Origin of the sequence: Brucella ciceri, from assembly GCF_041930145.1 — a bacterium.
Taxonomy (GTDB): Bacteria; Pseudomonadota; Alphaproteobacteria; order Rhizobiales; family Rhizobiaceae; genus Brucella; species Brucella intermedia.
This window is the reverse complement of the sequence record NZ_JBHEEV010000008.1, coordinates 41,709-65,198: the sequence shown is the minus strand read 5'-3', so window position 1 is coordinate 65,198 and position 23,490 is coordinate 41,709. Positions and strand designations below refer to the sequence as shown.

The window sequence follows — 23,490 nt, the reverse complement described above, 5'->3', positions numbered from 1 at the left end:
CGCCTCTGACCGCGTGACAGTGTTTGTCACGCGGTCGCTCCGGCATTTTATTTTCGAACAATTTCGAGCGGTGTGCGTTGTCGTCTCATCACGAAGGATCGCGATCAGGAGGAAACAATGCAGCCGTTTTTGATTGCTTCAGCAATGATGCTTCTGGCAGTTCCAGCCATTGCCGCGGATATGAGCGTCAAACTTTATGAAGCTCTGCCAACAGGCCAGGGAAAGGAAATTGGCACCGTCACCATCTCGCAGATGGATGCTGGATTGTTATTCAAGACCAATTTGAGAGGCCTTCCTGCTGGTGAGCACGGCTTTCATGTGCATGAGAAAGGCAGCTGCGCACCGGCTGAACAGGATGGAAAAACTGTCCCGGCGCAATCTGCCGGCGGGCATTACGATCCGTCGCATTCCAAGCACCACATGGGACCGGAAGGTGAGGGGCATCTTGGTGACTTGCCTCTGCTCGAAGCCGACGCACAGGGTAACGTGACTCAAAGCGTGACGGCCCCGCGGCTCAGGTCGCTGGATGAAATCAAGGGGCGAGCCTTGATGGTTCACGTGGGAGGAGATAACTACTCTGATAAACCCAAGCCGCTTGGCGGTGGCGGCGCTCGGTTCGCCTGCGGGGTCATCCAATAATCGCTATCCCCAGTTTTCGATGCGAATCTTGGAACCATCGGAAAACCGGGAAATGTGAAACGCCGAAGGATCGACGACCGGCGTTTCACCTGTAACCATATCGGCAACGAGCTTGCCCGCGCCGGGACCAATCCCGAAGCCATGCCCCGAAAAGCCTGTTGCTACGATCAAGCCTTCAATGCCCGGGAGTGGCGAGATGACCGGGATGACGTCCGGCATCGTGTCGATGAGCCCTGCCCATTCCTGCTCTATCGTTGCCTGGGCGAAAGAGGGGATTGCCTGCCTGAGCTTCGTCAGCACCTGAGCGTTGGCGGCCTTGTGCGGAGCAGGATCGAGCGTGCGAATTTTTTCGAAAATGGATATCTCGTCGGCAGGCCGGAGTTTCCATTGGAAAGCTTCTTCGAAGAAGCGCTCGCCGAACCGGAAGCGCAACGACCGCCACTCGGTTGAAAGCGAGGGTATGAAATCCCGAAAGAACCGGAAACTGTCGGGCACGATATCCGCGATAGAGCCACCGAGGCTTGCAACCGTGTATCCGCCATCAAGCCTCTTGCGCAGGGCAAAGTCCGAAAACGCAATTGCAGGTTCGACACCGGCATCAATGGGAGCCGTGCGGAATACGGAAGAACGCACCTTCAACTGCGGCAGGTGGGCCTTGAAGCTCGAAACGATAAGTCTTGACCAGGCTCCGCCCGCGACGATCACTGCCTCGCAGCACAGACGGCCTTTTTCGGTAAGGACTGCCGTGACCCGGCCATTGGTCGTCTCTATACCGCGCACGGCACAGTTTTGTAGAATGATGGCGCCATTCTCTTGCGCTTTTGCGGCAAAAGCCGGAACCGCCTTTTGCGGTTCGGCCCGTCCGTCGCGCGGCGTTATCATGCCGCCTGCGAGCCGACGATTGATGCCGGGTGCCAATGCTGCGACCTGATTTGCATTGAGAAGTTCCGTCCCAATGCCGTGTTCCCGAGCTATCCTGATCCACTCCGCATAAAGAGCCATTTGCTCTTCTTTTTCAGCTGTGTAGGCAATTCCGGTCACACGGAAACCGGTTTCGCGCCCCGTTCGCTCATTCATGCCTTCCCATAGTCGCATGCTTTCGACGATGAGGGGCATTTCCCGGCTGTCGCGCCCGGTACGGCGGCACCACCCCCAATTGCGGCTGGATTGTTCCCCCGCGATCTCCCCCTTTTCAAGGAGAGTGACAGGAATGCCGCGTTCGGCCAGAAAAAGGGCAGTGGAAACACCGATGACGCCGCCGCCGATGATGGCAATTTTGGTTTCCTGCGGCAAGCTGTCAGCTGTCGCCACCTTATCCGTGACCGGCCCCATTTCGGTATTCTCCTGCAATGCGATTGGGTGATTTGAGCATATGGAAGCACAGTGAACATGGCTCGCTTTTTGTTCACGATCAACCGGATAACCTGTTACACAATACTTAGTTGCGATATTCCTGAGATAATCCATCCTGTTTTTGTAGCTTTCTGGAGAATGTGTCTCTATATCCGCCTGAACTGCAATCTGGACACGCGATCTTGCTTATGGACGCAGCACGCAACCCGCATGATAAAAGACAGGTATTCGGGCAATCCGGCCCAGCACTGACTCTGTCCGGTATTACCCGCCAGTTTGGCGCTGTGCGTGCGCTCAATGATGTCTCTCTCGATGTTCACGAGGGCGAGATAATTTGCCTGGTCGGCCATTCCGGCTGCGGTAAGACTTCCCTGCTGCGCATTATCGCGGGCATCGATGTTCCAGACAGTGGAACACTCACCATGGGGGGGCAGGCGCTGGTCGGCCCATCCGTCTTTATTGAGCCTGAAAAACGGAACGTGGGTGTCGTCTTCCAGGACTACGCTTTGTTTCCGCACCTGACGGTAAGAGAAAACATCCTGTTCGGATTGCGAAGAATGCCCCGCCACGCGGCGGATGCGCGGACAGGAGAGCTTCTCGAACTGGTGTCGCTCTCGCACATGGCGGATCGCTATCCGCACATGCTGTCAGGTGGCGAGCAGCAACGTGTGGCACTTATCCGGGCCCTTGCTCCGAAACCACAGCTTCTGCTGATGGACGAGCCGTTTTCGAACCTTGATAGAGGACTGCGCGCCCGGGTTCGCCGTGAGACAGTGGCTTTGCTGAGGGAGCTTGGCACAACGGCGATTATCGTAACGCACGAAGCCGAAGAGGCGCTGTCGACCGGAGATCGTGTCGTATTGATGCGATCTGGCGAAGTTGTTCAGAATGGCCCGGCACGCGAGCTTCATGACCAGCCCGTGAACCGGTATGCAGCGGATTTTTTCTGTGACTTCAATGTGATACCCGGAAAAGTCGAGGGTAATGGGCTGGTAACTCCCTTTGGGAAAATTGCCATAAGTGCACAGTTTGGACCCGACGCTGAAGCGTTTGCCTATCTGCGTCCGCGTGACTTTACGATTGTGACCGATAGTGAGACTGGCGAAGCTTCATTGCGTGGTCATATTGAAGCCCGCACCTTTCTCGGTGAAATCGAAGAACTGGTCGTGCGGGTAACAGATGCGGCTCCGCGCCTGCGTGTACGCACCGAACTGCGGCTTCCGGCTTCTTCCAACGATATAGTGCTACGCCCGCATTGGGATAAGGCGCTGATTTTCCCCAAGTGACTGAAAATATCCGCTGTCGAAGTGTTGCAGCAATTGACCGTCGGTGCGCTGCACCGTATAACTTGATTGCGTAACTCATAATTTAATATGAAACAGGTCCATCTGGAGGTAAAATGTCCAAGTTCGCGCGTTCTGGCCTTGCTCTCGCCGCAGTAACGTTCTTTGCAGGAGCTGCCCACGCAGATGAAGTGAACATTTACACGACGCGTGAACCGGGCCTCATTCAGCCCCTGCTCGATGCTTTCAAATCGTCTACCGGAATTACCGTCAATACGGTTTTCCTGAAGGACGGTCTGGCAGAACGCGTAGCTTCTGAGGGCGCCAACTCGCCCGCCGACATTCTTATGACGGTCGACGCCGGGAACCTGGTCGATCTCGTCGACAAGGGACTCACCCAGCCTGTTGATTCCAAGGTGCTGAAAGAAGCTGTTCCGGAACAGCTCCGCGACGCCAAGGATAACTGGTTCGCATTGTCCATGCGCGCTCGCATCGTCTATGCCGCGAAAGACCTCGAGCTCGACAAGATCAACTATGAGGACCTGTCCGATCCGAAGTGGAAGGGCAAAATCTGCATCCGTGCGGGCCAGCATCCTTACAATACAGCACTCTTCGCGGACTATATCGCGCATTACGGTCCGGAAAAGACCGAAGAATGGTTGAAGGGGCTCAAGGATAATCTTGCGCGCAAGGCTGCCGGTGGCGATCGTGATGGTGCCAAGGATATCGTAGGCGGCATTTGCGATATAGCCGTTGCCAATTCCTATTATGTCGGCCTGATGCGTTCGGGTAAGGGCGGTGACGAGCAGAAGACCTGGGGCGAAGGCATCAAGGTTCTGCTGCCGACATTCAAGGATGGCGGAACCCAGGTCAACATCAGTGGCGCAGCCGTTGCAAAGAATGCACCGCACAAGGACGCAGCAGTCAAGCTGCTCGAATATCTGGTGTCCGACGAAGCCCAGCAGCTCTACGCCAAGGCCAATTTCGAGTATCCGGTAAAGCCGGGCGCTCCGCTTGATCCAATCGTGGAATCGTTCGGTGAACTGAAGATCGACAGTGTTCCGCTTTCGGAAATTGTGAGCCATCGCAAGCAGGCAAGCGAACTGGTCGACAAAGTCGGTTTTGATAACTAAAAGCCGAATGAACTAACCAGACCAGCGCCGGTGCATTTCATGCGCCGGCGTTGTACTAGAGCGCGTCTCCCGAGAGCGGATGCTAGTTCGGGCAAAGACGTGCATTAAAACAAATGGATAGAGCATTTCCGAAGATCTAACAGGAAATGCTCTATAGAGAGACCAATGGAAGCTTTTGCAGCCACCCGGAAACGAGTTTTGCGACCCGCAAAAGCGGGACGCAACTGGCTAAGGCTCTCGGCATTGGTTGCAGTTCTGGTTTTACTTCCGGTTCTTGCCCTTGCCTTTGAAGCCATACAAGGATCTGCGGGGCTCTGGGCGCACCTTCTCGCCACCAATCTAGCGACAGCTTTTCTCGAAACGGTAATTCTGCTTATCGGTGTCGGCATCATTGCCGCTTTCATAGGAACGTCAACGGCATGGCTGGTGACGGCATATGATTTTCGCGGGCGGCGCCTGCTTGAATGGGCGCTTTTGCTGCCCTTGGCCGTACCGACCTACATCGTTGCCTATGCCTATCTCGATATCCTGCACCCTATTGGTCCGGTGCAGGGAGCGGTGCGATTCATGCTGGGATACGATAGTCCGCGCCAGTTCCGCTTGCCCGATATTCGTTCAATGGCCGGATGTATTATTCTTCTCGGCTTCGTTCTCTACCCCTATGTCTATATCCCTACACGGGCAATGTTTCTAACTCAGTCCGCCAGCCTTATCGAAGCGGCAAGAACTTTGGGCGTTAGCCGCAAGGGCATTTTCTGGCGTGTTGCATTGCCGCTCGCGCGGCCTGCCGTAGCGGTTGGGGTCAGTCTCGCTTTAATGGAAACGCTGAATGATGTAGGCGCCGCCGAATTCCTGGGCGTGCGCACATTGACTGTTTCGATTTACACCACATGGATTACGCGCTCGGATTTGCCAGGCGCTGCGCAATTGGCCCTCGCTCTCCTGTTTCTGGTGGTTGCTCTTGTTTCGATTGAACGCTGGGGGCGACGCAAGCAACGTTTTGCTTCCAACATCCGTCATTCGCGTGGCTTCGAACCATTGAGCGTCAGGAACGGGCGGGGCGTCTGGTTGTTCTGTCTCTGCTCCCTTCCAGTCGTCATTGGATTTGTTCTGCCGGCAATTTATCTGGTCGTGGAAGCGGTGAAGCGCGCCCGTTTTGCCGGTATCTCTCCGCGATTGGTTGGCGAAGCTTTCAATACCGTTGTGCTCGCGTCAGTGGCTACAGCGTTGGTGCTGATATGCGGAATATTTGTTGCATATGCTGTCCGGCTTTTCCCGGGGGCTGTTTCACGCTGGTCGTATCGCGTGTCCACGATGGGATATGCGGCTCCGGGGACCGTTATCGCCATCGGCATTTTGGTGGTGGCCGGTAGCTTCGATCAACTTTTCAATCTGTTCACATCGCATGTCTTCGGTTATTCGGCAGGGCTGGTGCTGATCGGGACAGGCGCGGCGGTCATCTATGCCTATGTCGTTCGATTTCTGGCCATCTCCGCAGGTGGCATCGATTCCGGGCTGGAGCGCATACCCGTGTCACTGGATCATGCTTCGCGCACGCTCGGGCGTGGCGTTACCGAAACGTTTTGCGCAGTTCATTTGCCACTATCGAAAACAGCCATCGTGGCGGCGGGTCTCCTCGTATTCGTAGACTGTGTGAAAGAACTGCCTGCAACACTTCTGCTGCGCCCCCTCAACGTCGAGACTTTCGCAACGCATCTTTATGGCGAGGCCGCACGCGGAACATACGAAGAAGCCTCCCTTGCCGCCCTCGCCATCGTGACGGTCGGAATTTTACCGGTGATATTGCTTGCGCGTGTCGGTAGGCGCTTCGGTAAGCGTGTTTAATCTCCTGCCATTAACAGCAACAACAGGTGACAAAATCGATAATTCAGGATTGCTTAAATAGTTATCGATACTTTTATTCGGGGAACCAAGCACAGTCGGGATAGTGCTTCTGGTTGTATTTAACAAGAACTGCACCTTAGGCGGGGCAGGGGGCTGCATGTTCAAAGTTCTGGAATGCGTGACTGTACAGCACGATCAGCCTTTTGTGGTTCTGGCTGCATCCATTTCATTTGCAAGCATGTTTGCATTTTTCCTGTTGCTGGCCCGCGCGCGCGAATGCACCAGGAGCCGCCGTGACAACTGGCTCGCAATCAGTGCTTTTGCCGGTGGAGTTGGCGTGTGGGCAACCCACTTTGTGGCGATGCTCGCTTACAGCGGCACCGTAGCAATCGAGTTTGATTTTACCGCCACCGTTCTTTCGGCGGCGACGGCTGTTCTCGGTTTTTGGTTGAGCCTACATCTACTTAAGGGTGCTGCGCTGAAATATGCTCTGATGGCGGCCATTTCGGCGACGCTATCGATAGCCGCAATGCATTTCACAGGCATGAGTGCGATCAAAGCAGCGGCTGACATACACTATGATCTTCCACCGATCTTCGTGGGCGGCGCAATCTCGGTCCTGATTTTGCTGGCCGCTTTCTGGTTTGTGACGAATGCTTCCGGCTGGTCACGTATTCTGCTTCCGACCGTAGGAGGCATACTCGCTGTTTGCACACTCCATTTCACCGCGGTTGCCTCGACTGAACTGGTCCCAAACCCCACTCTTCCCGCGGCCGATCCGCTTGGGATCGGACGCCTCTGGCTCGTTGTTGCCATCGCGGCAGTGGTGTGTAGCGTGGCGCTGGCGACAATTTCTGCCGTGTTTATAGACCGTTACATGACGGACTTGAAGGGGTTTGCAAACGCCACATTAGACGGTTTGGCCGTTATACGGGATGGCGGGATAGTCGAGATGAATGCCCGGTTCTCTGAGCTCATGCGGAGAAGCGAAAAGTCGCTGATGGGTATTGAACCCGATACTTTGTTATTGGCGGCTGACGGGCTTCCGGTCTGTGCTCGCCGTGCCGAGGCTATCGAGGCGGCTCCAAGGTTTCCCAATGATGAACGCATTTTTGAGCTTGCGGTCCATGCCATCGAATATCAGGGACGTCCTTGCGAGGTGCTCGCCGTACGCGATCTTACCGAAAAACGCGCAGCTCAACGCCAGATTGAGCACATGGCGCGTCATGACGCGCTCACCGATCTGCCCAACCGCATGTTTTTTGAGGAAAGGTTGGCGAATGCCGTTGCGCGTCCCAGCCGCGAGCCTTTCGCCGTGCTGGCACTCGATCTGGACCGGTTCAAGGCTGTGAACGACATTTTCGGTCACGCCGAAGGCGACCGGGTATTGAAGACGGTTTCCAGCATCCTGAAGCGCTGCGTAAATGGCATAGATACTGCCGCACGCATCGGCGGTGACGAGTTTATTATTCTGCAAGTGGGCGTCCCGCAGCCTAGAGGTGCCCGGAAGCTGAGCGAGAAGATTCTGGAAGCCTTCCGCTTGGAGCTGAATACCGTGCTTGATCCGACCGCTGTCGGCGTCAGTATTGGCGTTGCCCTATATCCAAATGATGGCAAGGATGCGGAAGCCATCCGGCATGCGGCAGATATCGCGCTCTATCGGGCGAAGACGGAAGGGCGCGGATTATTTGCATTCTATTCCCCGGAAATGGATCAGGAGATAAGAGAGCGGCGCCAGCTAGAAGCGGATTTGCGTCACGCGATGGTGCGGGGACAGATCGGTATCGCCTATCAACCTTTGTTTGCGACGTCTGACGGGCGTTGTACGGGTTATGAGGCATTGGTCCGCTGGAATCATCCGGAACGCGGGCAGATACCACCGGACGTGTTCATCCCTATTGCCGAGGAAACGGGAACAATCGTGGCGCTGGGCGAATGGGTTCTGCGTGAGGCTTGCCGCACGGCCGCCGAATGGGAGAGCCATCTGTCCATCGCTGTAAATCTGTCTCCCGTCCAGTTCCGGCTCGTCAGCCTGCCGGATACCGTCAGGTCGGTTATCGCAGAGACCGGGCTTGATCCGACGAGACTGGAACTGGAGGTAACCGAATCCGCTTTGATGAAGGATCGACTGACGACTCTTGAACTGCTGCGTCGAATGAAGAAGTCGGGAGTTCGCATTGTTATGGACGATTTCGGGACCGGTTATTCATCGCTCAGCAATCTTCAAAGTTTTCCATTCGACAAGATCAAGATTGACCGCAGCTTCATCACCAGCATGGAAACGGATGTCAGCGCCAGAGCAATTGTACGAGCCATTGTCGGGCTTGGTCGCAGTCTCGATCTGCCGGTCGTGGCCGAGGGGATCGAAACCTTTGACCAGCACCGCATGGTGATCGAAGAGGGCTGTGAACAGGTTCAAGGCTTTCTTTTCGGCCGGCCGGCTAATGCGCCCGCTCCAATCGACCCGTCGCGCTGCCTCAACAAAACGGCTGTGGGGCAAGTAAAAGCCAGCTAAGAAGCCCGATCCTTGTGAATAACCGCGAGGTTTCGCTATTTCTAAAGGCTGCCTTGCTGTGCCGAATTGTTACAAAGCTGTTATCTGATGCGATTGTGAACGGAACATTGCAGCGAAGCGCCGACGGCTCGGAACCGCAAATTCGTTAAGCAATGGAAGGGGTTGCGTAGTCCTTGATCTGGCATAGCACCCAGAATAGGGCAATGTTTTCAACACGATATTTCGCGTGAACGCAATAATAAGTGAATTTATCCGGGGGAGCTTTCCATGCTTGTAACACGTTGCGGCCACAAAGCGAAAGCTGAATAGGACGAACAGTAATAGTACTCGGATCGCAAGAAACGTTCTGGCGGATTTCTTGGATACGAATTTAGTCAAGTGGATGATGGAAACGATGCTCACCTCGCAACAATGGCTTCCGGTCGAGTTGCTCAATATCGGTCTGGCCGCTGCCCTTTTCTTCGCCTGCCTTGTTCACTCGCTGTGGAAGGCCGTGTTCGACGAGCTTAACCCTGTATTCTGGCGCCGGACGGCAGCGTTGCTCTGGGCCGGTATCTTCATTGTCGCGCTGAGCGGCGGAATTGAAAGCTTCAACTGGCCGCAGGCAATTGGTTGGCTTTTGGTTCTCGGCGGCGTTGTCGCGACTGTCACACGTACCGGCATGAGCTATTATCGCCAGTACTGCGCCCACACATCGCGCGCCGTCCATTCGGGTCGCGCCCGGCTTTCGGGACGGTGATCGCCATGTTTGCAAAGACCCTCGAAATGCCTTTGCGGCTCCACCGCCCACATAGCCTGCGCTCGTTCTTTATCCGCGCTTTTGGCTCTGCACTATCCCGTAAACATTCGTAGAGCGTGCACCTGATCGGCAGTAGCTAAGGATGGGCCCTTCGGCTTCGTCCAGTGCTGCTGCCATCGCATCCACATCTTCTTGCGTCAACTGACCGCCGACGACCGGAATATAATAGGTTGCAAGTCCTGCTTTTTCTGCGACGCGTGCAATTTCGCTGAATTCGGGCTGCTGGGGGCCTCCCTCGCCATCGGGCCGGTTGCAGATGATCGTGCGAAATCCCTCTGCAGCGATGTCGCGCACATCGTCGGGTTCGATTTGCCCTGAAACCGAATAATTGTCGTCTATCTGGCGAATATCCATGTTTTCCTCGCTTGCCGCCCAACTTGCGACGGCTTGTCCGGTGGCAACTTACATTAAAGTTGTTTTCATGCCACATGAAACTGCCGGGAAAAATGGGCGCGGTGACGGGAGAGCGGTTGAGATGACGATCCACAAAGTTAGCCGGAGTACTCCACGTATCGCCCACCGTGCGTCGGGCTTCCATGAGGGTGAGCGAGTGGTGCCGGAGGAAGTGCCCGTGGCGGTGAGCTATAACGGTTCTACCCAGGCCGTGATGATGGCTACCCCCGATAATCTTGAGGACTTCGGGATCGGTTTCACCCTTACCGAAAATATTGTGGACGATATTTCCGAGATTGAAACCGTCGAGGTCGTGGCATTTGAGAAGGGCATCGACATACAGATTAGATTGTCTGAACGGCCTGAACAGAGGCTTGCCGCGCGACGCAGGTTCATGGCTGGCCCCGTTGGCTGTGGTCTTTGCGGGATAGACTCGATTGACCATGCGTTGCGGTCCCTACAGGCCTTGGAGCAAAGCGGTCGAACATTTTCTCCCCACGATATTTCGCAAGCTGTCGGATCTCTGGCAGACGAGCAGCGATTGAACTCTCAGACCCATGCCGTTCATGCGGCGGGTTTTTATGTTCCTGGCAATGGGCTTATCGCCGTTCGCGAGGATGTCGGGCGCCACAACGCATTGGACAAACTTGTGGGGGCTGTTTTGCTTATCGGGTGCTCGCCAGAAGACGGTATCGTTGTAATTACCAGTCGCGTTTCTGTGGAAATGGTGCAGAAAGCCGTTATGTTCGGCGCGCCTGTTCTGGCTGCGATCTCTGCGCCAACCGCTTTGGCCATTCGGACGGCTGATGAAGCGAACCTGACGCTTGTTGCACTGGTGCGTGGTGACGACTTCGACCTTTATGCGCATCGTGAGCGCATCATTGGAGAAGGACCGGCCTTTTCTTAAAGGCCGGTCAGCGCACGTTACGCTAACGCAGCAATACGGCTACGCTCACTCACAAGTTGCAAAGCAGCATTCGCTGCTTCCACGCCCTTGATCTTGAAGTGGGCATGGAAGAAATCGTGGTGCTCCTTGCTTTCATGGAAATGATGCGGCGTCAGGACCACGCTGAGCACTGGAACTTCAGTCTCCAGCCCAACTTGCATCATGCCGTTAATGACGGCAGTTGCCACGAAATCATGCCGGTAAATGCCGCCGTCCACCACGAAAGCCGCACCGACGATAGCGGCGTATTTTCCAGTCTTGGCCAGGGTTTTGGCATGAAGGGGGATTTCATAGGCGCCGGGAACGTCGAAAATTTCGACTTCCACATTGGCACCAGCTTTTGCCGAGAGTTCGGCAATAAAGCTTTTGCGGGCCTCATCGACAACATCGGAGTGCCAACGGGCTTGAATAAATGCAATTTTGAATGAAGTCTTGTTCGGATAGCTCTGGTTCATAGGTCCTCACGAAACTAGAATCAGGGCGCACAACAGAACGCATGGACAGTGCCGGAATGACACGATCCTGACGTTCAATCGCTCTCTTCCATCCGGACTTTAACCGTCGGCTCCGGCATCTCACCGGATCTGCTGACCCTGAACCATAACCGAATCGGCATGTGTTCAGGCGCTCGCGGGCTCGAAACTATCGCTTCATACCGCCGGTGGGGAGTTTCACCCCGCCCCGAGAACAAGCCCGCACACCATTGTGCGAGCGGCCTGAAATTATGATCTCCTCGCGGTCTTGTCCAGTATGGCGTGAGAAATTTCCGCGCTGTTATTTCATGGTCGAATCCGCCTTGGAAAATTGCAGCGTCTCAAGCAATTAATCCTTGAATTTCTAGGGAGTTTCTAGGCAGGGAGTGCTACCCATGGTTTATTCGATTGAATTTCTCCCGTTTTATCTTTCGAGCATATTGACACGCCGATGGGGTTTGGGCCTATCCTGTGCGTCACAGCTTGTCTTGGGGATACCTTCGCGTCCCATAAAGACAACGTTGTCAATTCGGGTGAAGCGGCGTAAGAGTAAGATGGAGGATCTCGGTTAGTACGTCGTGAGGGTGGCTGGGCGCAGGCGAAAGCGGCAGCTTTCGCATTTTGTTGCGGCAGTGGAAAAGCGAGGAACCGGATATGCGAAGCAGCCGGTTTCGGATCCGTGCCGAGGAGGCCCGGATGGGAATGACGCGATGGATCGCCGCGCAGAAGCGAGAGCCTGCCCGGATATCCGTTAGTTAGTTTTGTTGGTTTCTACGGGAGGTAGATATGCATAAACTTTTGAAGCTCGCTGCGATGGGTACGGCCGCCTGCGCTTTGCTCGCTGGAATGTCGCCGATTTCCAACGCCCAAGATAAGCAGAATGTTGAAGTTCTGCACTGGTGGACCGCCGGCGGTGAAGCCGCCGCGCTCGACGTTCTCAAGAAGGATCTTGAAAAGAAGGGCATCAGCTGGACCGATATGCCGGTGGCTGGCGGCGGCGGCACGGAAGCTATGACGGTGTTGCGCGCACGTGTCACGGCAGGCAACGCGCCGACGGCTGTGCAGATGCTCGGATTCGATATTCGCGACTGGGCAGAGCAGGGTGCTCTTGGCAATCTTGACGAGATCGCCACCAAGGAAGGATGGGAAAAAGTTATTCCGGCTCCTCTGCAGGAATTCGCAAAGTATGACGGCCATTGGATTGCGGCGCCTGTCAACGTCCACTCCACCAACTGGATGTGGATCAACAAGGCCGCGCTCGACAAGGCTGGCGGCAAGGAGCCTGCAAACTGGGACGAACTGATCGCGCTGCTTGACAAGTTCAAGGAACAGGGGATCACGCCTGTCGCTCACGGTGGTCAGCCGTGGCAGGACGCGACAATTTTCGATGCCGTCGTACTTTCCTTCGGTACGGACTTCTACAAGAAAGCTTTCGTCGATCTTGATCCCGACACGCTCGGCAGCGATACGATGAAGCAGGCTTTCGACCGTATGACGAAGCTTCGTTCCTATGTTGACGACAACTTCTCTGGCCGCGACTGGAACCTTGCTTCCGCTATGGTTATTGAAGGCAAGGCCGGTCTTCAGTTCATGGGTGACTGGGCAAAGGGCGAGTTTGTCAAGGCTGGCAAGAAGCCGGGTGAAGACTTCGTCTGCATCCGCTATCCAGGCACGCAGGGCGCGATCACCTTCAATTCCGATATGTTTGCAATGTTCAAGATTTCGGATGACAAGGTCCCGGCGCAGCTGGAAATGGCGTCCGCGATCGAAAGCCCGACATTCCAATCGGCCTTTAACGTGGTGAAGGGCTCTGCCCCAGCCCGTACCGATGTACCTGATACCGACTTCGATGCTTGCGGCAAGAAGGCCATCGCTGACGAGAGGGAAGCGAGCGAAAAGGGTACGATGCTGGGTTCCATGGCACACGGCTACGCCAACCCGGCTGCGGTCAAGAACGCCATCTATGACGTCGTCACACGTCAGTTCAACGGCCAGCTCTCATCTGAAGACGCTGTCAAGGAACTCGTATCGGCAGTTGAAGCTGCGAAATAACAGCGAGAGCGTCCGGGAGTGTTCCCGGACGCCATTATCTCCGTGCTCCAGATGTTGGAAGCGGTGGCAGCAAGAGCCGGAAATCAAAACAATAATTGCATGATGGACGTCTGCATGTTTCCATCGGAGACGGCGGCAGACTGAGCTTATCGGGTGCATTCTGTTGCGCATAATGCTGACGCGTTGGAATGCTGATCAAACAGACGTCCGGACGGACAGCCTGCTGATGTGGGCTAAGCGGGCGACGTAAACAGGGTGGCGCAAATATGCAGCGTAACAGCCGATTACAGGAACTGGTGCCAAAGCTGGTTCTGGGACCGAGCTTTTTGATAGTGCTCGTGTTCGTCTACGGTTTCATAATCTATACCGGCATCCTTTCCCTCACCAATAGCCGAATGCTGCCGTCCTTTGGTTTCGTCGGACTTGCGAATTATACCAAATTATGGGCTTTGCCCCATTGGTGGCGTGCGATCACCAATCTTGCGATTTTTGCCTCGCTCTACATCATTATCTGTTCGGTGATCGGATTATTTCTGGCGATCCTTCTTGACCAGAAGATACGCGGCGAAGGCATCCTTAGGCCGATCTACCTCTACCCGATGGCCCTGTCCTTCATCGTTACCGGAACGGCATGGAAGTGGTTCCTCGACCCAGGCATTGGACTGGAAAACACAATGCATTTATGGGGTTGGGAGAGTTTCTCCTTCAACTGGATCAAGAGCAATACCATGGCAATCTACTGTCTGGTGATTGCTGCGGTGTGGCAGTCCTCCGGATTTGTGATGGCGATGTTTCTCGCGGGCTTGCGTGGGGTAGATAACGAAATCATCAAGGCAGCCCAGATCGACGGTGCGTCAACCGGAACAATCTATCGCCGCATCATCATTCCGTTGATGCGCCCGGTGTTTCTATCCGCTTTCGTGGTTCTCGCTCATCTTGCGATCAAGGCATATGACCTTGTTATCGCGTTGACCGGCGGTGGACCGGGACAGGCCACGGAACTGCCAGCAACTTTCATGTATTCCTACACCTTCACGCGGAACCAGATGGGTATCGGCGCGTCGTCCGCTATTATCATGCTGGTCATGATCTTCTCGATCATCATCCCTTACCTTTATTCGGAAATTCGCGGAGGGTCGCGGTCATGAGCGCCCAATCGCAAGACAATGCCATCAGCAGTGGAAAGCTGACACGGGCGCTGATCTATACCGCGTTGCTGGTCTTCGCTTTCTACTATCTGCTGCCGCTCTATGTGATGCTGGTTAACTCGTTCAAACCCCTCGAGGAAATCCGTCAAGGGGGAATGTTGAACCTGCCGCAACAGTGGACCATCGAGCCATGGCTATCGGCCTGGTCCACTGCCCAGATCGGGGTGCAGCCTACCGGGTTGAAGCCGTTCTTCATCAACTCGATCCTTATGGTCGTGCCGGCGGTTGCTATTTCGACCATTGTTGGCGCGTTGAACGGCTACGTACTGACCAAATGGCAATTTCGCGGCTCAGATATCTTCTTCGGCCTGCTGTTGTTGTCGTGCTTTATCCCATTTCAGATCGTGCTCATTCCTATGGCGCGCGTTCTTGGTTTCCTGGGAATTGCCGGCACGATCTGGGGGCTGATCCTCGTGCACGTGGTGTACGGTATCGGGTTCACGACGCTTTATTTCCGCAACTACTACGAGGCTTTTCCAACGGAACTGGTTCGCGCAGCCCAGATCGACGGGGCAAGCTTTTTCCAGATATTCTGGCGGATTTTGCTGCCATCCTCAGGACCGATCATTGTCGTTTCCGTGATCTGGCAGTTCACCAATATCTGGAATGACTTCCTGTTTGGTGCTTCCTTCTCGGGTGCGAATTCTACCCCGATGACGGTAGCACTCAACAATCTGGTTTCCTCCTCCACCGGCGTCAAGGAGTACAACGTCCATTTTGCAGCAGCCATCCTCGCTGCTCTGCCGACGCTGATCGTCTACATTGTTTCCGGCCGCTATTTTGTACGAGGCCTGATGTCCGGCGCCGTTAAGGGATAAGTTGCAAATGTCTTTTCTGAAAATATCCGACCTCTACAAGTCCTACGGCAATGTTTCGGTTTTGAAGGATATCAATATCGAGATCGACGAAGGCGGTTTTCTGGTTCTCGTCGGGCCGTCCGGCTGCGGCAAGTCCACGCTGCTCAACACGATTGCTGGGCTTGAGCCCATCACTTCCGGGGACATCTCAATCAACGGCAAGTCTATTGCAGGGCTGCATCCGTCGCAGCGCGATATTGCAATGGTCTTCCAGTCCTATGCGCTTTACCCGAATATGACGGTTGCCGGGAACATCGCTTTCGGCATGGAAATTCGCAAGGTTCCAAAGGCCGAGCGTGACAAGGCTATTCAGGAAGTCGCCGACATACTCCAGATCGGTCATTTGCTGGATCGCAAGCCGAGCCAGCTTTCCGGTGGCCAACGTCAGCGCGTGGCCATGGGGCGTGCTCTGGTGCGCAATCCTCAGGTCTTCCTTTTTGATGAACCGCTATCGAATCTCGACGCAAAACTGCGCGTTGATATGCGCACGGAAATCAAACGGCTGCATAGCCGGATGAAGACCACGATCGTATATGTGACGCACGATCAGATCGAGGCGATGACGCTGGCTACCCAGATTGCAGTCCTGAAGGATGGAATCTTGCAGCAGTTCGGCACGCCGGCCGAGATTTATAATAACCCGTCCAACATGTTCGTTGCCGATTTCATGGGCTCCCCAGCAATGAATTTGCTGACAGCACAGGTCGAAAAAAATGGTTCGGGTTATGCGATTAATCTCAAGCGCGGTGAGGGCGAACCGCTCAAGCTTCCGTTGAAGACAGCACCGCAGGGTCTCGGTGCCTATGAAGGCAAGGATATCGTGTTCGGCATCCGCCCCGAGGCATTGACCGATCCCGATGGAGCAGACCGCAATGCCGACGCAATCGTGGAAGGCGACTGCCTTATCGACGTTGTCGAGCCGGCGGGCTCCGACACGTTCGCGGTCACGCGTCTGGGCGGCAAGCATGTCGTGGCACGTCTACGCGCCGATGCCCGCATCACCGCAGGGCAGCCGGCCCGGCTGGCTTTCAATCTCGACAAGTCGGTTTTCTTCGATCCGAACAGTCAGGCCCGCATTCTCTGACCCGTGGCTCGGACAGGGCAGTCTCGGGGTTGCGCATTTCAACCGCTGGAAATGAAAAGAGCGCTTCCAATGAATGGAAACGCTCTTTTTCATGAGTGCCTGGAGGGCAAAAACTTGCTTGGGGCGCGTTAACGCAGGAAATCAAGTCCGAGAAGACCGACTGCGAGGGCAGTGTTGAGCGAAATGATCATCATTCCATAGATGATAGCGGTTCTTGTAATATCGTTCATTTCCTACCTCCTTGAACCGGAGCGGCCCCCCACCCGGTTCGAAGCTTCGTGAAACTGTAACGAAATGTAACAAGCTGTTACGGGAAGCGCAACCCTGTTTTACACAAATGTGAACGGCTGAAATCTCGCGTGAGGCATTCCGGTGCCGGTCTACGGCGATCGTCTTGAGCCTAAACCGCGAGAAATGACTGATTTTATCGCGCATTCACTGCATTGTGACGCCGTTCGGCTAGCAATAATTAGTTGGGCGCTACATAGAATTGCCGATCCTTTCGTGCCCGTTTATTCGGAATATCATCGTGAATCGCATCATTCCTCTCGTGTTGGCCATAGCCCTGTTCATGGAGCAGATGGATTCGAATGTCATCTCGACTTCGCTTCCCGCTATCGCAGCCGATATCGGCACAAGCCCCATTGCGCTCAAGCTGGCGCTGACGGCTTACCTTGTTGCGCTCGCGGTTTTTATTCCCGTCAGCGGCTGGATGGCTGATCGTTTTGGAGCCAAGAATGTGTTTCGGGCGGCGATAGCGGTGTTCGTGGTTGGGTCCGTTGCTTGCGCCGCATCGAATTCACTCACCGCTTTCGTCATTTCACGGTTTTTGCAGGGCATGGGCGGCGCGATGATGACCCCCGTTGGGCGTCTCGTCCTTATTCGTTCGACCCCACGCAGTGAACTCGTTTCAGCCATGGCCTGGCTGACAATCCCTGCGATGGTCGGGCCGCTTGTCGGCCCGCCGGTGGGCGGCTTCATCACGACATTCCTGACCTGGCATTGGATTTTCCTCATCAACGTGCCGATCGGTTTCGTGGGGATCTGGTTTGCCAGCCGGTTCCTTCCAGATAACGACGAGCGCATCGTAAAGCGACTTGATTGGACAGGTTTTTTTCTTTCGGGCATCGCCATGTCCGGGGTGGTGTTCGGACTGTCGGTAGTCAGTCTGCCAGCTTTGCCGCCTGCGGTTGGTTTTACCACCCTTGCAATCGGTGTCGTCTGCACGGTTCTGTATCTACAGCATGCGAAAAGGGTCGACGACCCTTTGTTGAACCTGAAGCTTTTTGATAATCAGGTGTTCCGCGCAGCGGTTATTGGTGGCAGCATTTTCCGGTTTGGGATTGGTGCCATTCCGTTTCTGTTGCCGTTGATGTTTCAGCTGGGTTTCGGTCTCACACCCTTTCAATCGGGCATGATGACATTTGTGTCGGCAATTGGCGCGATCAGCATGAAATTCGGTGCAAAGCGCATCTTTGTCCTTGTCGGTTTCCGGCGCGCCCTGATGGCAGGTTCTTTGATCTCGGCCTGCTTCATTGCGGTCAATGGGCTGTTTACGCCAACGACGCCTTACTGGATCATCATTGGTTTTCTGTTGGTGGGAGGCTTTGCGCGCTCATTGTTCTTCACCGGGGTCAACGCGCTGGCCTTTGCGGAAATACCCGACGAAAAGACCAGTCAGGCTACGCCCATCACGGCCGTTGCCCAGCAGGTTTCCATCGCTATCGGGGTCGCATTGGCAGGTGGTATTCTGGAGATCAGCACATCTCTTCGCAGAGCCCACCTCGAACTCGTAGATTTCCACATCGGCTTCTTCGTGGTTGCCGCTGTTTCGGCCTTGGCTTTTCTCTGGTTTGCCCGGCTTGCGCCGGATGCTGGCAAGGAACTAGCCGCGCCGACCGTCAAGAAACACCGTAGCGAGGAGCACGCAACAATAGAAGCTGCGAGTACCTCCACTGGAAAATAAGCCTTAGCCCTTGAAATCGCGAGCGAGCAGATAAAGCTCCACGGACTCGGCGCGGGATGCCGGTGGCTTTACATGATGCACAGAGCGGAATTTCTGCTTGAGCAGTGCCAGGAGTTCGTTTTCGGTGCCGCCCTGGAAAGTCTTTGTAAGAAAATGTCCACCCGGCTTTAGAACCGAAATGGCAAAATCGGCAGCGACTTCGCAAAGATGTACGGTGCGCAGATGATCGGTACGGCGGTGGCCGGTGGTCGGGGCAGCCATGTCCGAAATGACCAGATCGGGTTTGTCTCCCAGAGCTTCCATCAGCTTCCGCGGTGCTTCGTCGTCCAGAAAATCCATTTCCAGCAGAACGACGCCGGGAAGGGGATCGACGTGGAGATAGTCTATGCCAACGACGTGCGGGTCTTCGTCGGTTGAACCGACAACCTTGGCCGCAATTTGGGACCACCCGCCCGGCGCGGCCCCGAGATCGATGATCTTTTGGCCTTTTTTGAGCAGATTATAACGGTCGTTGATTTCAATGAGCTTGTAGGCCGCACGTGAACGATAGCCGTCTTGCTTGGACTTATGCACGTAAGGATCGTTCAGGTGGCGTTGAAGCCAACGGCGCGACGATTCCTTGATCGTGCCTGCCTTTTTCTTCACGCGCACCTGCAGATTGCTGGAGCCCGCGCCCCCGCGACCGCCAGTTTTCACTCCGCTTTTATTGCCGCCTGTCTTGCTCATCATCAGTGCCTGTTTCTAGCGCCTGTTGCGCGATTGTGCCGCCATGCGCCATCGCGCGACATCAGTTCGGTCAAAATGCCTTCACGCAGACCACGGTCGGCAACGAGTAGCTTCTCGCTCGGCCACACTTTGCGTATTGCGTCAAGGATAGCACAGCCTGCCAATACCAGATCGGCGCGATCCGCGCCAATACACGGGTTGGCTACGCGTGCATCAAAATCCCACGACAGCAGGCGGTTGGTCATTTGCGTTACGTCTTCGGCGCCCATCCACATTCCGTCGACTCGCCGACGGTCGTAGCGTTCAAGTCCGAGATGTATTCCGGCCAGAGTGGTCACAGTTCCGGATGTGCCAAGCAGATGGAAGCGCGGGCTGGCGGTAAGGTTCCCAAGGCACTGCCGCTCGGCAAATTGCGCAAGCAGATCGGTTACATGGGAAACCATGGAATCGAAGCTTTCCTGCGTGACATTCCGTCCGCCGAAACGTTCTGCCAGCGTCACGACGCCGACGGGAAGAGACGTCCAGGCCATGATGTGCTCGGCAAGGCGTGGGGACCGTCGACGGGAAACATCGATCAGGGCGATTTCTGAAGAACCGCCGCCAATATCGAACAACACCACGGCATCCGTTTCACGAGTTACCAGAGTGCCGCACCCAGAAACTGCCAGGCGGGCCTCTGTTTGCCGGTCCACGATCTCCAGTTCAAGACCGGTTTCCGCACGGACTCGTTCCAGAAACTGCTCGCCATTCGATGCCGAACGGCAGGCTTCGGTCGCGATCAGCCTCGACCGTCTGATTTTTTTCCCTGCCAGTTTGTCGCGGCAAATCTTCAGCGCTTCCACTGCGCGATCCATTGCATTGTCACTGAGCCGACCGGTGGCGCTCAAGCCTTCCCCAAGCCGCACAATCCGCGAAAACGCATCCACGACCCGGAACTGACCAGGTCTTGTCGGGGATGCTACCAGCAACCGGCAATTGTTGGTGCCGAGATCCAAAGCTGCGTAAAGGGGGGCATCACCCTTGTCGTGCTGCACGCCGTTGCTGGCTCTGGGCGTCTGGCCATTGGTGCTCTTACGCTTGTTTTGGACAGGGACGTGCGGGTTCTCTGCACGCACAGCATTATGCGAAGTCTTGACCGATACTTCAGCTGCCGGCGGCGTCTGAGCACCAAGTTGCCGCGATTGCTTCTTTTTACGTGCACGCCGGCGGCGATTCGAGATTTTCCCGGAAGACCGCTGTTGGTTGTTGCCCGGATCTGTAGCGGCTGGCTTTTGTGACGAGGTTTCAAGGGCTGGCACGGACTTGCCGCGCCGACGCCGACGCGCACGTTTACGCTGGGCCTGCGAACTCGTGCCTTCGGTTTCGTCCTGTGCTTTTGAGCGTCCTGAATCGGATGCACTACGGGCATTACCGATATCTGCAACGGCTTTTTTGCGCGGTCTGCGCTTGCCGTTATCGGACGGATTCCAGGCTTGCGAATTGCCCGATTGTCCGCCGGACGCCCCTTGATGCACCGTTTCTGCGGTGCGCTCGTCGGGGTTCTTCAAGGTTCTTGTCCTTATGGCGCCGCGCGAACCTGTGAGGACGCAAGCAAGGCGCTTCAATTTCTACGTTGTGCATAATGTAACAGTGGTTTTCTGTTTTACCAAGGGGCAGGCTGTCGGGAGCCGCCGGAAAATTTCGAATACACGTATGAAATTTGAACCAACGGCGTGCCGAGGGCTTTCGCTGGTGGCGAAAGCCCTTACGGAACCGACCTGGCTACAGGTTAAATATCGTAAGTATGGGCTGCGTTGATTGTCGCGACGAATTGTTTCGTGCGCTCACGCGTAGGCCGGGTGAAAACTTCGTGTGCGGAGCCGGTTTCAACAATATTGCCCGACTCGAGGAAGACGACATTTTTTGCAATCTTCGATGCAAGCCACAGATCATGTGTCGCGATCACCATGGTTGTGCCTTCCCGGGCGAGCTTGCTCAGAACATCAACGACCTCTGATGCCAACTCGGGGTCGAGCGCCGAGGTAGGTTCGTCGCATAACAGCACACGCGGCGAGGGTGCCAGTGCACGCGCAATAGCGATGCGTTGCTGCTGTCCACCGGAAAGGGTCGAAGGCCAGGCATCTGCCTTGTGCGCCATGCCCACTTTCGTGAGCAGTTCCATCGCACGTTCCTTGGCCCTGTCCTTCGGCCATTTCAGGACGGTAACGAGTCCTTCCATCACATTCTGGATCGCTGTCTGGTGTGGAAAGAGCTGGAAGTTCTGAAAAACCATACCCGTCTGGCGGCGGATTGACTGGATCGCTTGCCAGCTGGGCTTGCGGTCAGGCTCGAAGCTGAGGCTCTGGCCACCCAGAACAAGAGTGCCGGAGGTCGGTACCTCCAGCAGATTGATGCAGCGCAACAGCGTGCTCTTGCCGCCGCCGGACGGGCCCACAAGCGCGGTTACCGTTCCCTCTGCAATTGCAACGTTGATGTCGTTGAGAATGACCGCGTCGTCAAAACGCTTCACGATGTGTTGCAGCTCGATCATGCGTTTGTCTCCAGCGTGCCGCCATAGCGACCGAAGCGTCGTTCCAGCCGTACCTGCAGGGCAGAGAGAACGGAACTCATCACCAGATAGATCAGAGCCGCTTCGATATAGAGGATGAGAGGTTCATAAGTGGTGGCCACGATGCGTTGTGCTGATTGGAAAAGCTCCGGCACTGTGATTGCGGCGGCGAGCGAGGTATCCTTCACCAGGGAAATGAAGGAATTGGAAAGCGGTGGTACTGCCGTACGGGTCGCCTGTGGCAGAATGGTGCGCGAGAGGGCCTGACGCCAACTCATCCCGATGGAATAAGCGGCTTCCCATTGACCTTTCGGAACGGCTGATATCACAGCCCGGATTATCTCCGAACTATAGGCGCCGACGCTTAGGGTGAAGCCGATTACCGCCGCAGGAAAAGCATCCAGATAGATGCCTGCACTGGGCAGGCCGTAAAAGATTACGAACAACTGCACAAGCAGTGGTGTGCCGCGGAATATCCAGACATAAAAGCGGGCGATGGACGAAAGCCAGAGCGGCGCGAATAGCCGTACAAGTGCTGTCAACAGGCCCAACGTAAGGCCGAAAGCAAAGGACAAAAGAGTGAGGGGGATGGTGAAAATCAATCCAGCCCACAGAAGGGTGGGCAGAGACTCCGCCATTAGTTGAAGCCAGTCGGGCACGTTCTTCGGCTCCTCATCAATATCTAAGCGTCAGACTGAAATGAAGCTGGGCGCTCATATCTTATACAGTCTGGCATTCATGTCGTTGGAATAGTTTTTCGCGCTCACAATAAAACGAAGCCGGAAGTAGCTTCCGGCTTCGCGGCATGAACCGAGACGACGCTTACTTGGAGACGTCCTGGCCAAAATATTTCTGCGAAATCTTGTCGTAGGTGCCGTCGGCCTTGATTTCATCGAGGGCCTTGTTGATGGCCGCCACGAGTTCGTCGTCGCCCTTGCGGACAATAATGCCGGACGCATCCGCATTTTCCTTTTCGGCGACAACCTTGACCGGTGCCTTCGGTTGGTGCTTCTTGAAATCGAGGAATGACAAGCTGTCATTAAGTGTGGCGTCGGCGCGGCCGGTCAAAACCAGCTGGATCGACTGGTCGAAGCCATCAGTAGCAACGAGTTCGGCGCCAGCTTCCTTCGCCAGTTTCCCATAGTTGCTGGTGAGGGACTGAGCCGATTTCTTGCCCTTGAGATCCGCAAAGTCCTTGATCGTATCGTTCTTGTCGTTGACGATCAGAACGACCTTCGAAACGATATAGGGATTGGAGAAGTTGAATTTCTTCTGGCGTTCTTCGGTAATGCCTACCTGATTGATGACGGCGTCATAACGCTTGGCATCAAGACCTGCGATGAGACCATCCCATTTGCCTTCAACGAATTCCGGCTTAACGCCGAGCTTGGCGGCAACCGCTTCACCGATTTCGACGTCGAAACCAACGAGCTTGTTGTCCTTGTCGTGATAGGTAAACGGCGCATAGGTGCCTTCAGTCCCAATTTTCAAGACACCAGCCGACTTGATGGCGTCGAGATTTTCTCCGGCCATTGCGCCAGTGAGGAGAACTGCCTGAATGATGCCTGCGGTAGCGAGAATCTGAGCGAATTTCATTGTGGTATCCGTGATCTGGTTGATGTCCTATTGATCGCAGAAATTTAATTCTAATGATGCGTCGAAACCGGGTC

General features: G+C 55.3%; 20 protein-coding genes and 1 riboswitch. Of the genes, 12 read left to right on the top strand and 8 right to left on the bottom strand.

Annotated elements, in window-relative coordinates:
* Positions 1–117: 117 nt before the first annotated feature.
* Positions 118–639: a superoxide dismutase family protein gene (gene sodC, locus JNC63_RS16235; protein WP_006472661.1), complete on the top strand. Its 522-nt coding sequence runs from the start codon at positions 118–120 to the stop codon at positions 637–639.
* A gap of 3 nt (positions 640–642) precedes the next feature.
* Here sodC and JNC63_RS16230 read toward each other — a convergent pair whose 3' ends face one another.
* A complete protein-coding gene (locus JNC63_RS16230) occupies positions 643–1,971 on the bottom strand; it encodes an NAD(P)/FAD-dependent oxidoreductase (protein WP_006472660.1) in 1,329 nt (442 codons plus the stop codon).
* Positions 1,972–2,180: 209 nt separating this feature from the next.
* On the opposite strand from JNC63_RS16230, the gene JNC63_RS16225 reads away from it, so the two are divergent.
* From JNC63_RS16225 to JNC63_RS16205, 5 genes are all read left to right on the top strand, one after another.
* Entirely contained in the window at positions 2,181–3,278 is a 1,098-nt protein-coding gene (locus JNC63_RS16225; RefSeq protein ID WP_006472659.1) for an ABC transporter ATP-binding protein, read from the top strand.
* Between the two features lie 113 nt (positions 3,279–3,391).
* Positions 3,392–4,408 carry a Fe(3+) ABC transporter substrate-binding protein gene (locus JNC63_RS16220; protein WP_006469080.1) on the top strand — a complete coding sequence of 339 codons (1,017 nt, stop codon included), beginning with the start codon at positions 3,392–3,394 and terminating at the stop codon, positions 4,406–4,408.
* A gap of 165 nt (positions 4,409–4,573) precedes the next feature.
* Entirely contained in the window at positions 4,574–6,253 is a 1,680-nt protein-coding gene (locus JNC63_RS16215) for an ABC transporter permease (protein ID WP_006469079.1), read from the top strand.
* A gap of 157 nt (positions 6,254–6,410) precedes the next feature.
* Complete coding sequence (locus JNC63_RS16210; protein ID WP_006472658.1) at positions 6,411–8,768, top strand: bifunctional diguanylate cyclase/phosphodiesterase; 2,358 nt, start codon at positions 6,411–6,413, stop codon at positions 8,766–8,768.
* A gap of 382 nt (positions 8,769–9,150) precedes the next feature.
* Positions 9,151–9,507 (top strand): hypothetical protein, encoded by a 357-nt coding sequence (locus JNC63_RS16205; RefSeq protein WP_021587277.1) that lies wholly within the window; start codon positions 9,151–9,153, stop codon positions 9,505–9,507.
* A 69-nt stretch (positions 9,508–9,576) separates the two neighbouring features.
* Here JNC63_RS16205 and JNC63_RS16200 read toward each other — a convergent pair whose 3' ends face one another.
* Positions 9,577–9,921, bottom strand: a complete 345-nt coding sequence (locus tag JNC63_RS16200; RefSeq protein ID WP_006469075.1) for a protein tyrosine phosphatase family protein — start codon at positions 9,919–9,921, stop codon at positions 9,577–9,579.
* 121 nt (positions 9,922–10,042) lie between these two features.
* Here JNC63_RS16200 and fdhD point away from each other — a divergent pair, with 121 nt between their 5' ends.
* On the top strand, positions 10,043–10,867 hold the full coding sequence (fdhD, locus tag JNC63_RS16195; RefSeq protein ID WP_031346983.1) for a formate dehydrogenase accessory sulfurtransferase FdhD: 825 nt from the start codon (positions 10,043–10,045) through the stop codon (positions 10,865–10,867).
* 17 nt (positions 10,868–10,884) lie between these two features.
* Here fdhD and JNC63_RS16190 read toward each other — a convergent pair whose 3' ends face one another.
* Complete coding sequence (locus tag JNC63_RS16190; RefSeq protein WP_006469073.1) at positions 10,885–11,361, bottom strand: 6,7-dimethyl-8-ribityllumazine synthase; 477 nt, start codon at positions 11,359–11,361, stop codon at positions 10,885–10,887.
* A 76-nt stretch (positions 11,362–11,437) separates the two neighbouring features.
* A riboswitch (FMN riboswitch) is annotated at positions 11,438–11,599 on the bottom strand.
* Positions 11,600–12,165: 566 nt separating this feature from the next.
* Here JNC63_RS16190 and JNC63_RS16185 point away from each other — a divergent pair.
* The 5 genes from JNC63_RS16185 to JNC63_RS16165 all read left to right on the top strand — a co-directional run bounded on the left by JNC63_RS16185 (position 12,166) and on the right by JNC63_RS16165 (position 18,546).
* Positions 12,166–13,431 (top strand): ABC transporter substrate-binding protein, encoded by a 1,266-nt coding sequence (locus JNC63_RS16185; RefSeq protein WP_006469071.1) that lies wholly within the window; start codon positions 12,166–12,168, stop codon positions 13,429–13,431.
* A 266-nt stretch (positions 13,432–13,697) separates the two neighbouring features.
* Positions 13,698–14,579, top strand: a complete 882-nt coding sequence (locus tag JNC63_RS16180) for a carbohydrate ABC transporter permease (protein ID WP_006469069.1) — start codon at positions 13,698–13,700, stop codon at positions 14,577–14,579.
* Positions 14,576–15,457 carry a carbohydrate ABC transporter permease gene (locus JNC63_RS16175; protein ID WP_006469068.1) on the top strand — a complete coding sequence of 294 codons (882 nt, stop codon included), beginning with the start codon at positions 14,576–14,578 and terminating at the stop codon, positions 15,455–15,457. Before JNC63_RS16180 ends, JNC63_RS16175 begins: the two co-directional genes overlap by 4 nt.
* Positions 15,458–15,464: 7 nt before the next feature.
* Positions 15,465–16,580 (top strand): ABC transporter ATP-binding protein, encoded by a 1,116-nt coding sequence (locus JNC63_RS16170; RefSeq protein ID WP_006472655.1) that lies wholly within the window; start codon positions 15,465–15,467, stop codon positions 16,578–16,580.
* A gap of 529 nt (positions 16,581–17,109) precedes the next feature.
* The gene (locus JNC63_RS16165) at positions 17,110–18,546 is read left to right on the top strand and encodes a DHA2 family efflux MFS transporter permease subunit (protein WP_006472654.1); all 1,437 of its coding nucleotides are present in this window, start codon (positions 17,110–17,112) and stop codon (positions 18,544–18,546) included.
* A 3-nt stretch (positions 18,547–18,549) separates the two neighbouring features.
* On the opposite strand, the gene JNC63_RS16160 is transcribed toward JNC63_RS16165, so the two are convergent.
* From JNC63_RS16160 to JNC63_RS16140, 5 genes are all read right to left on the bottom strand, one after another.
* Positions 18,550–19,272: an RlmE family RNA methyltransferase gene (locus tag JNC63_RS16160; protein ID WP_006472653.1), complete on the bottom strand. Its 723-nt coding sequence runs from the start codon at positions 19,270–19,272 to the stop codon at positions 18,550–18,552.
* Between the two features lie 2 nt (positions 19,273–19,274).
* Positions 19,275–20,819 carry a Ppx/GppA phosphatase family protein gene (locus JNC63_RS16155; protein ID WP_063621090.1) on the bottom strand — a complete coding sequence of 515 codons (1,545 nt, stop codon included), beginning with the start codon at positions 20,817–20,819 and terminating at the stop codon, positions 19,275–19,277.
* 221 nt (positions 20,820–21,040) lie between these two features.
* Positions 21,041–21,802 carry an amino acid ABC transporter ATP-binding protein gene (locus tag JNC63_RS16150; protein ID WP_374846490.1) on the bottom strand — a complete coding sequence of 254 codons (762 nt, stop codon included), beginning with the start codon at positions 21,800–21,802 and terminating at the stop codon, positions 21,041–21,043.
* Positions 21,799–22,479 carry an ABC transporter permease subunit gene (locus tag JNC63_RS16145; protein WP_006469061.1) on the bottom strand — a complete coding sequence of 227 codons (681 nt, stop codon included), beginning with the start codon at positions 22,477–22,479 and terminating at the stop codon, positions 21,799–21,801. The genes JNC63_RS16150 and JNC63_RS16145 overlap by 4 nt, the downstream gene beginning before the upstream one ends.
* Before the next feature lie 163 nt (positions 22,480–22,642).
* Positions 22,643–23,416: an amino acid ABC transporter substrate-binding protein gene (locus JNC63_RS16140; RefSeq protein ID WP_006469060.1), complete on the bottom strand. Its 774-nt coding sequence runs from the start codon at positions 23,414–23,416 to the stop codon at positions 22,643–22,645.
* Positions 23,417–23,490: the final 74 nt, after the last annotated feature.

What these genes read in the sequence shown, in the direction of transcription:
- JNC63_RS16230 (WP_006472660.1), bottom strand. Translation starts at nt 1,971, where the DNA reads ATGGGGCCGGTCACGGATAAGGTGGCGACAGCTGACAGCTTGCCGCAG.
- JNC63_RS16185 (WP_006469071.1), top strand. Translation starts at nt 12,166, where the DNA reads ATGCATAAACTTTTGAAGCTCGCTGCGATGGGTACGGCCGCCTGCGCT.
- JNC63_RS16190 (WP_006469073.1), bottom strand. Translation starts at nt 11,361, where the DNA reads ATGAACCAGAGCTATCCGAACAAGACTTCATTCAAAATTGCATTTATT.
- fdhD (WP_031346983.1), top strand. Translation starts at nt 10,043, where the DNA reads ATGACGATCCACAAAGTTAGCCGGAGTACTCCACGTATCGCCCACCGT.
- JNC63_RS16180 (WP_006469069.1), top strand. Translation starts at nt 13,698, where the DNA reads ATGCAGCGTAACAGCCGATTACAGGAACTGGTGCCAAAGCTGGTTCTG.
- JNC63_RS16160 (WP_006472653.1), bottom strand. Translation starts at nt 19,272, where the DNA reads ATGAGCAAGACAGGCGGCAATAAAAGCGGAGTGAAAACTGGCGGTCGC.
- JNC63_RS16170 (WP_006472655.1), top strand. Translation starts at nt 15,465, where the DNA reads ATGTCTTTTCTGAAAATATCCGACCTCTACAAGTCCTACGGCAATGTT.
- JNC63_RS16205 (WP_021587277.1), top strand. Translation starts at nt 9,151, where the DNA reads ATGATGGAAACGATGCTCACCTCGCAACAATGGCTTCCGGTCGAGTTG.
- JNC63_RS16220 (WP_006469080.1), top strand. Translation starts at nt 3,392, where the DNA reads ATGTCCAAGTTCGCGCGTTCTGGCCTTGCTCTCGCCGCAGTAACGTTC.
- JNC63_RS16150 (WP_374846490.1), bottom strand. Translation starts at nt 21,802, where the DNA reads ATGATCGAGCTGCAACACATCGTGAAGCGTTTTGACGACGCGGTCATT.
- JNC63_RS16175 (WP_006469068.1), top strand. Translation starts at nt 14,576, where the DNA reads ATGAGCGCCCAATCGCAAGACAATGCCATCAGCAGTGGAAAGCTGACA.
- JNC63_RS16225 (WP_006472659.1), top strand. Translation starts at nt 2,181, where the DNA reads ATGGACGCAGCACGCAACCCGCATGATAAAAGACAGGTATTCGGGCAA.
- JNC63_RS16215 (WP_006469079.1), top strand. Translation starts at nt 4,574, where the DNA reads ATGGAAGCTTTTGCAGCCACCCGGAAACGAGTTTTGCGACCCGCAAAA.
- JNC63_RS16200 (WP_006469075.1), bottom strand. Translation starts at nt 9,921, where the DNA reads ATGGATATTCGCCAGATAGACGACAATTATTCGGTTTCAGGGCAAATC.
- JNC63_RS16140 (WP_006469060.1), bottom strand. Translation starts at nt 23,416, where the DNA reads ATGAAATTCGCTCAGATTCTCGCTACCGCAGGCATCATTCAGGCAGTT.
- JNC63_RS16210 (WP_006472658.1), top strand. Translation starts at nt 6,411, where the DNA reads ATGTTCAAAGTTCTGGAATGCGTGACTGTACAGCACGATCAGCCTTTT.
- sodC (WP_006472661.1), top strand. Translation starts at nt 118, where the DNA reads ATGCAGCCGTTTTTGATTGCTTCAGCAATGATGCTTCTGGCAGTTCCA.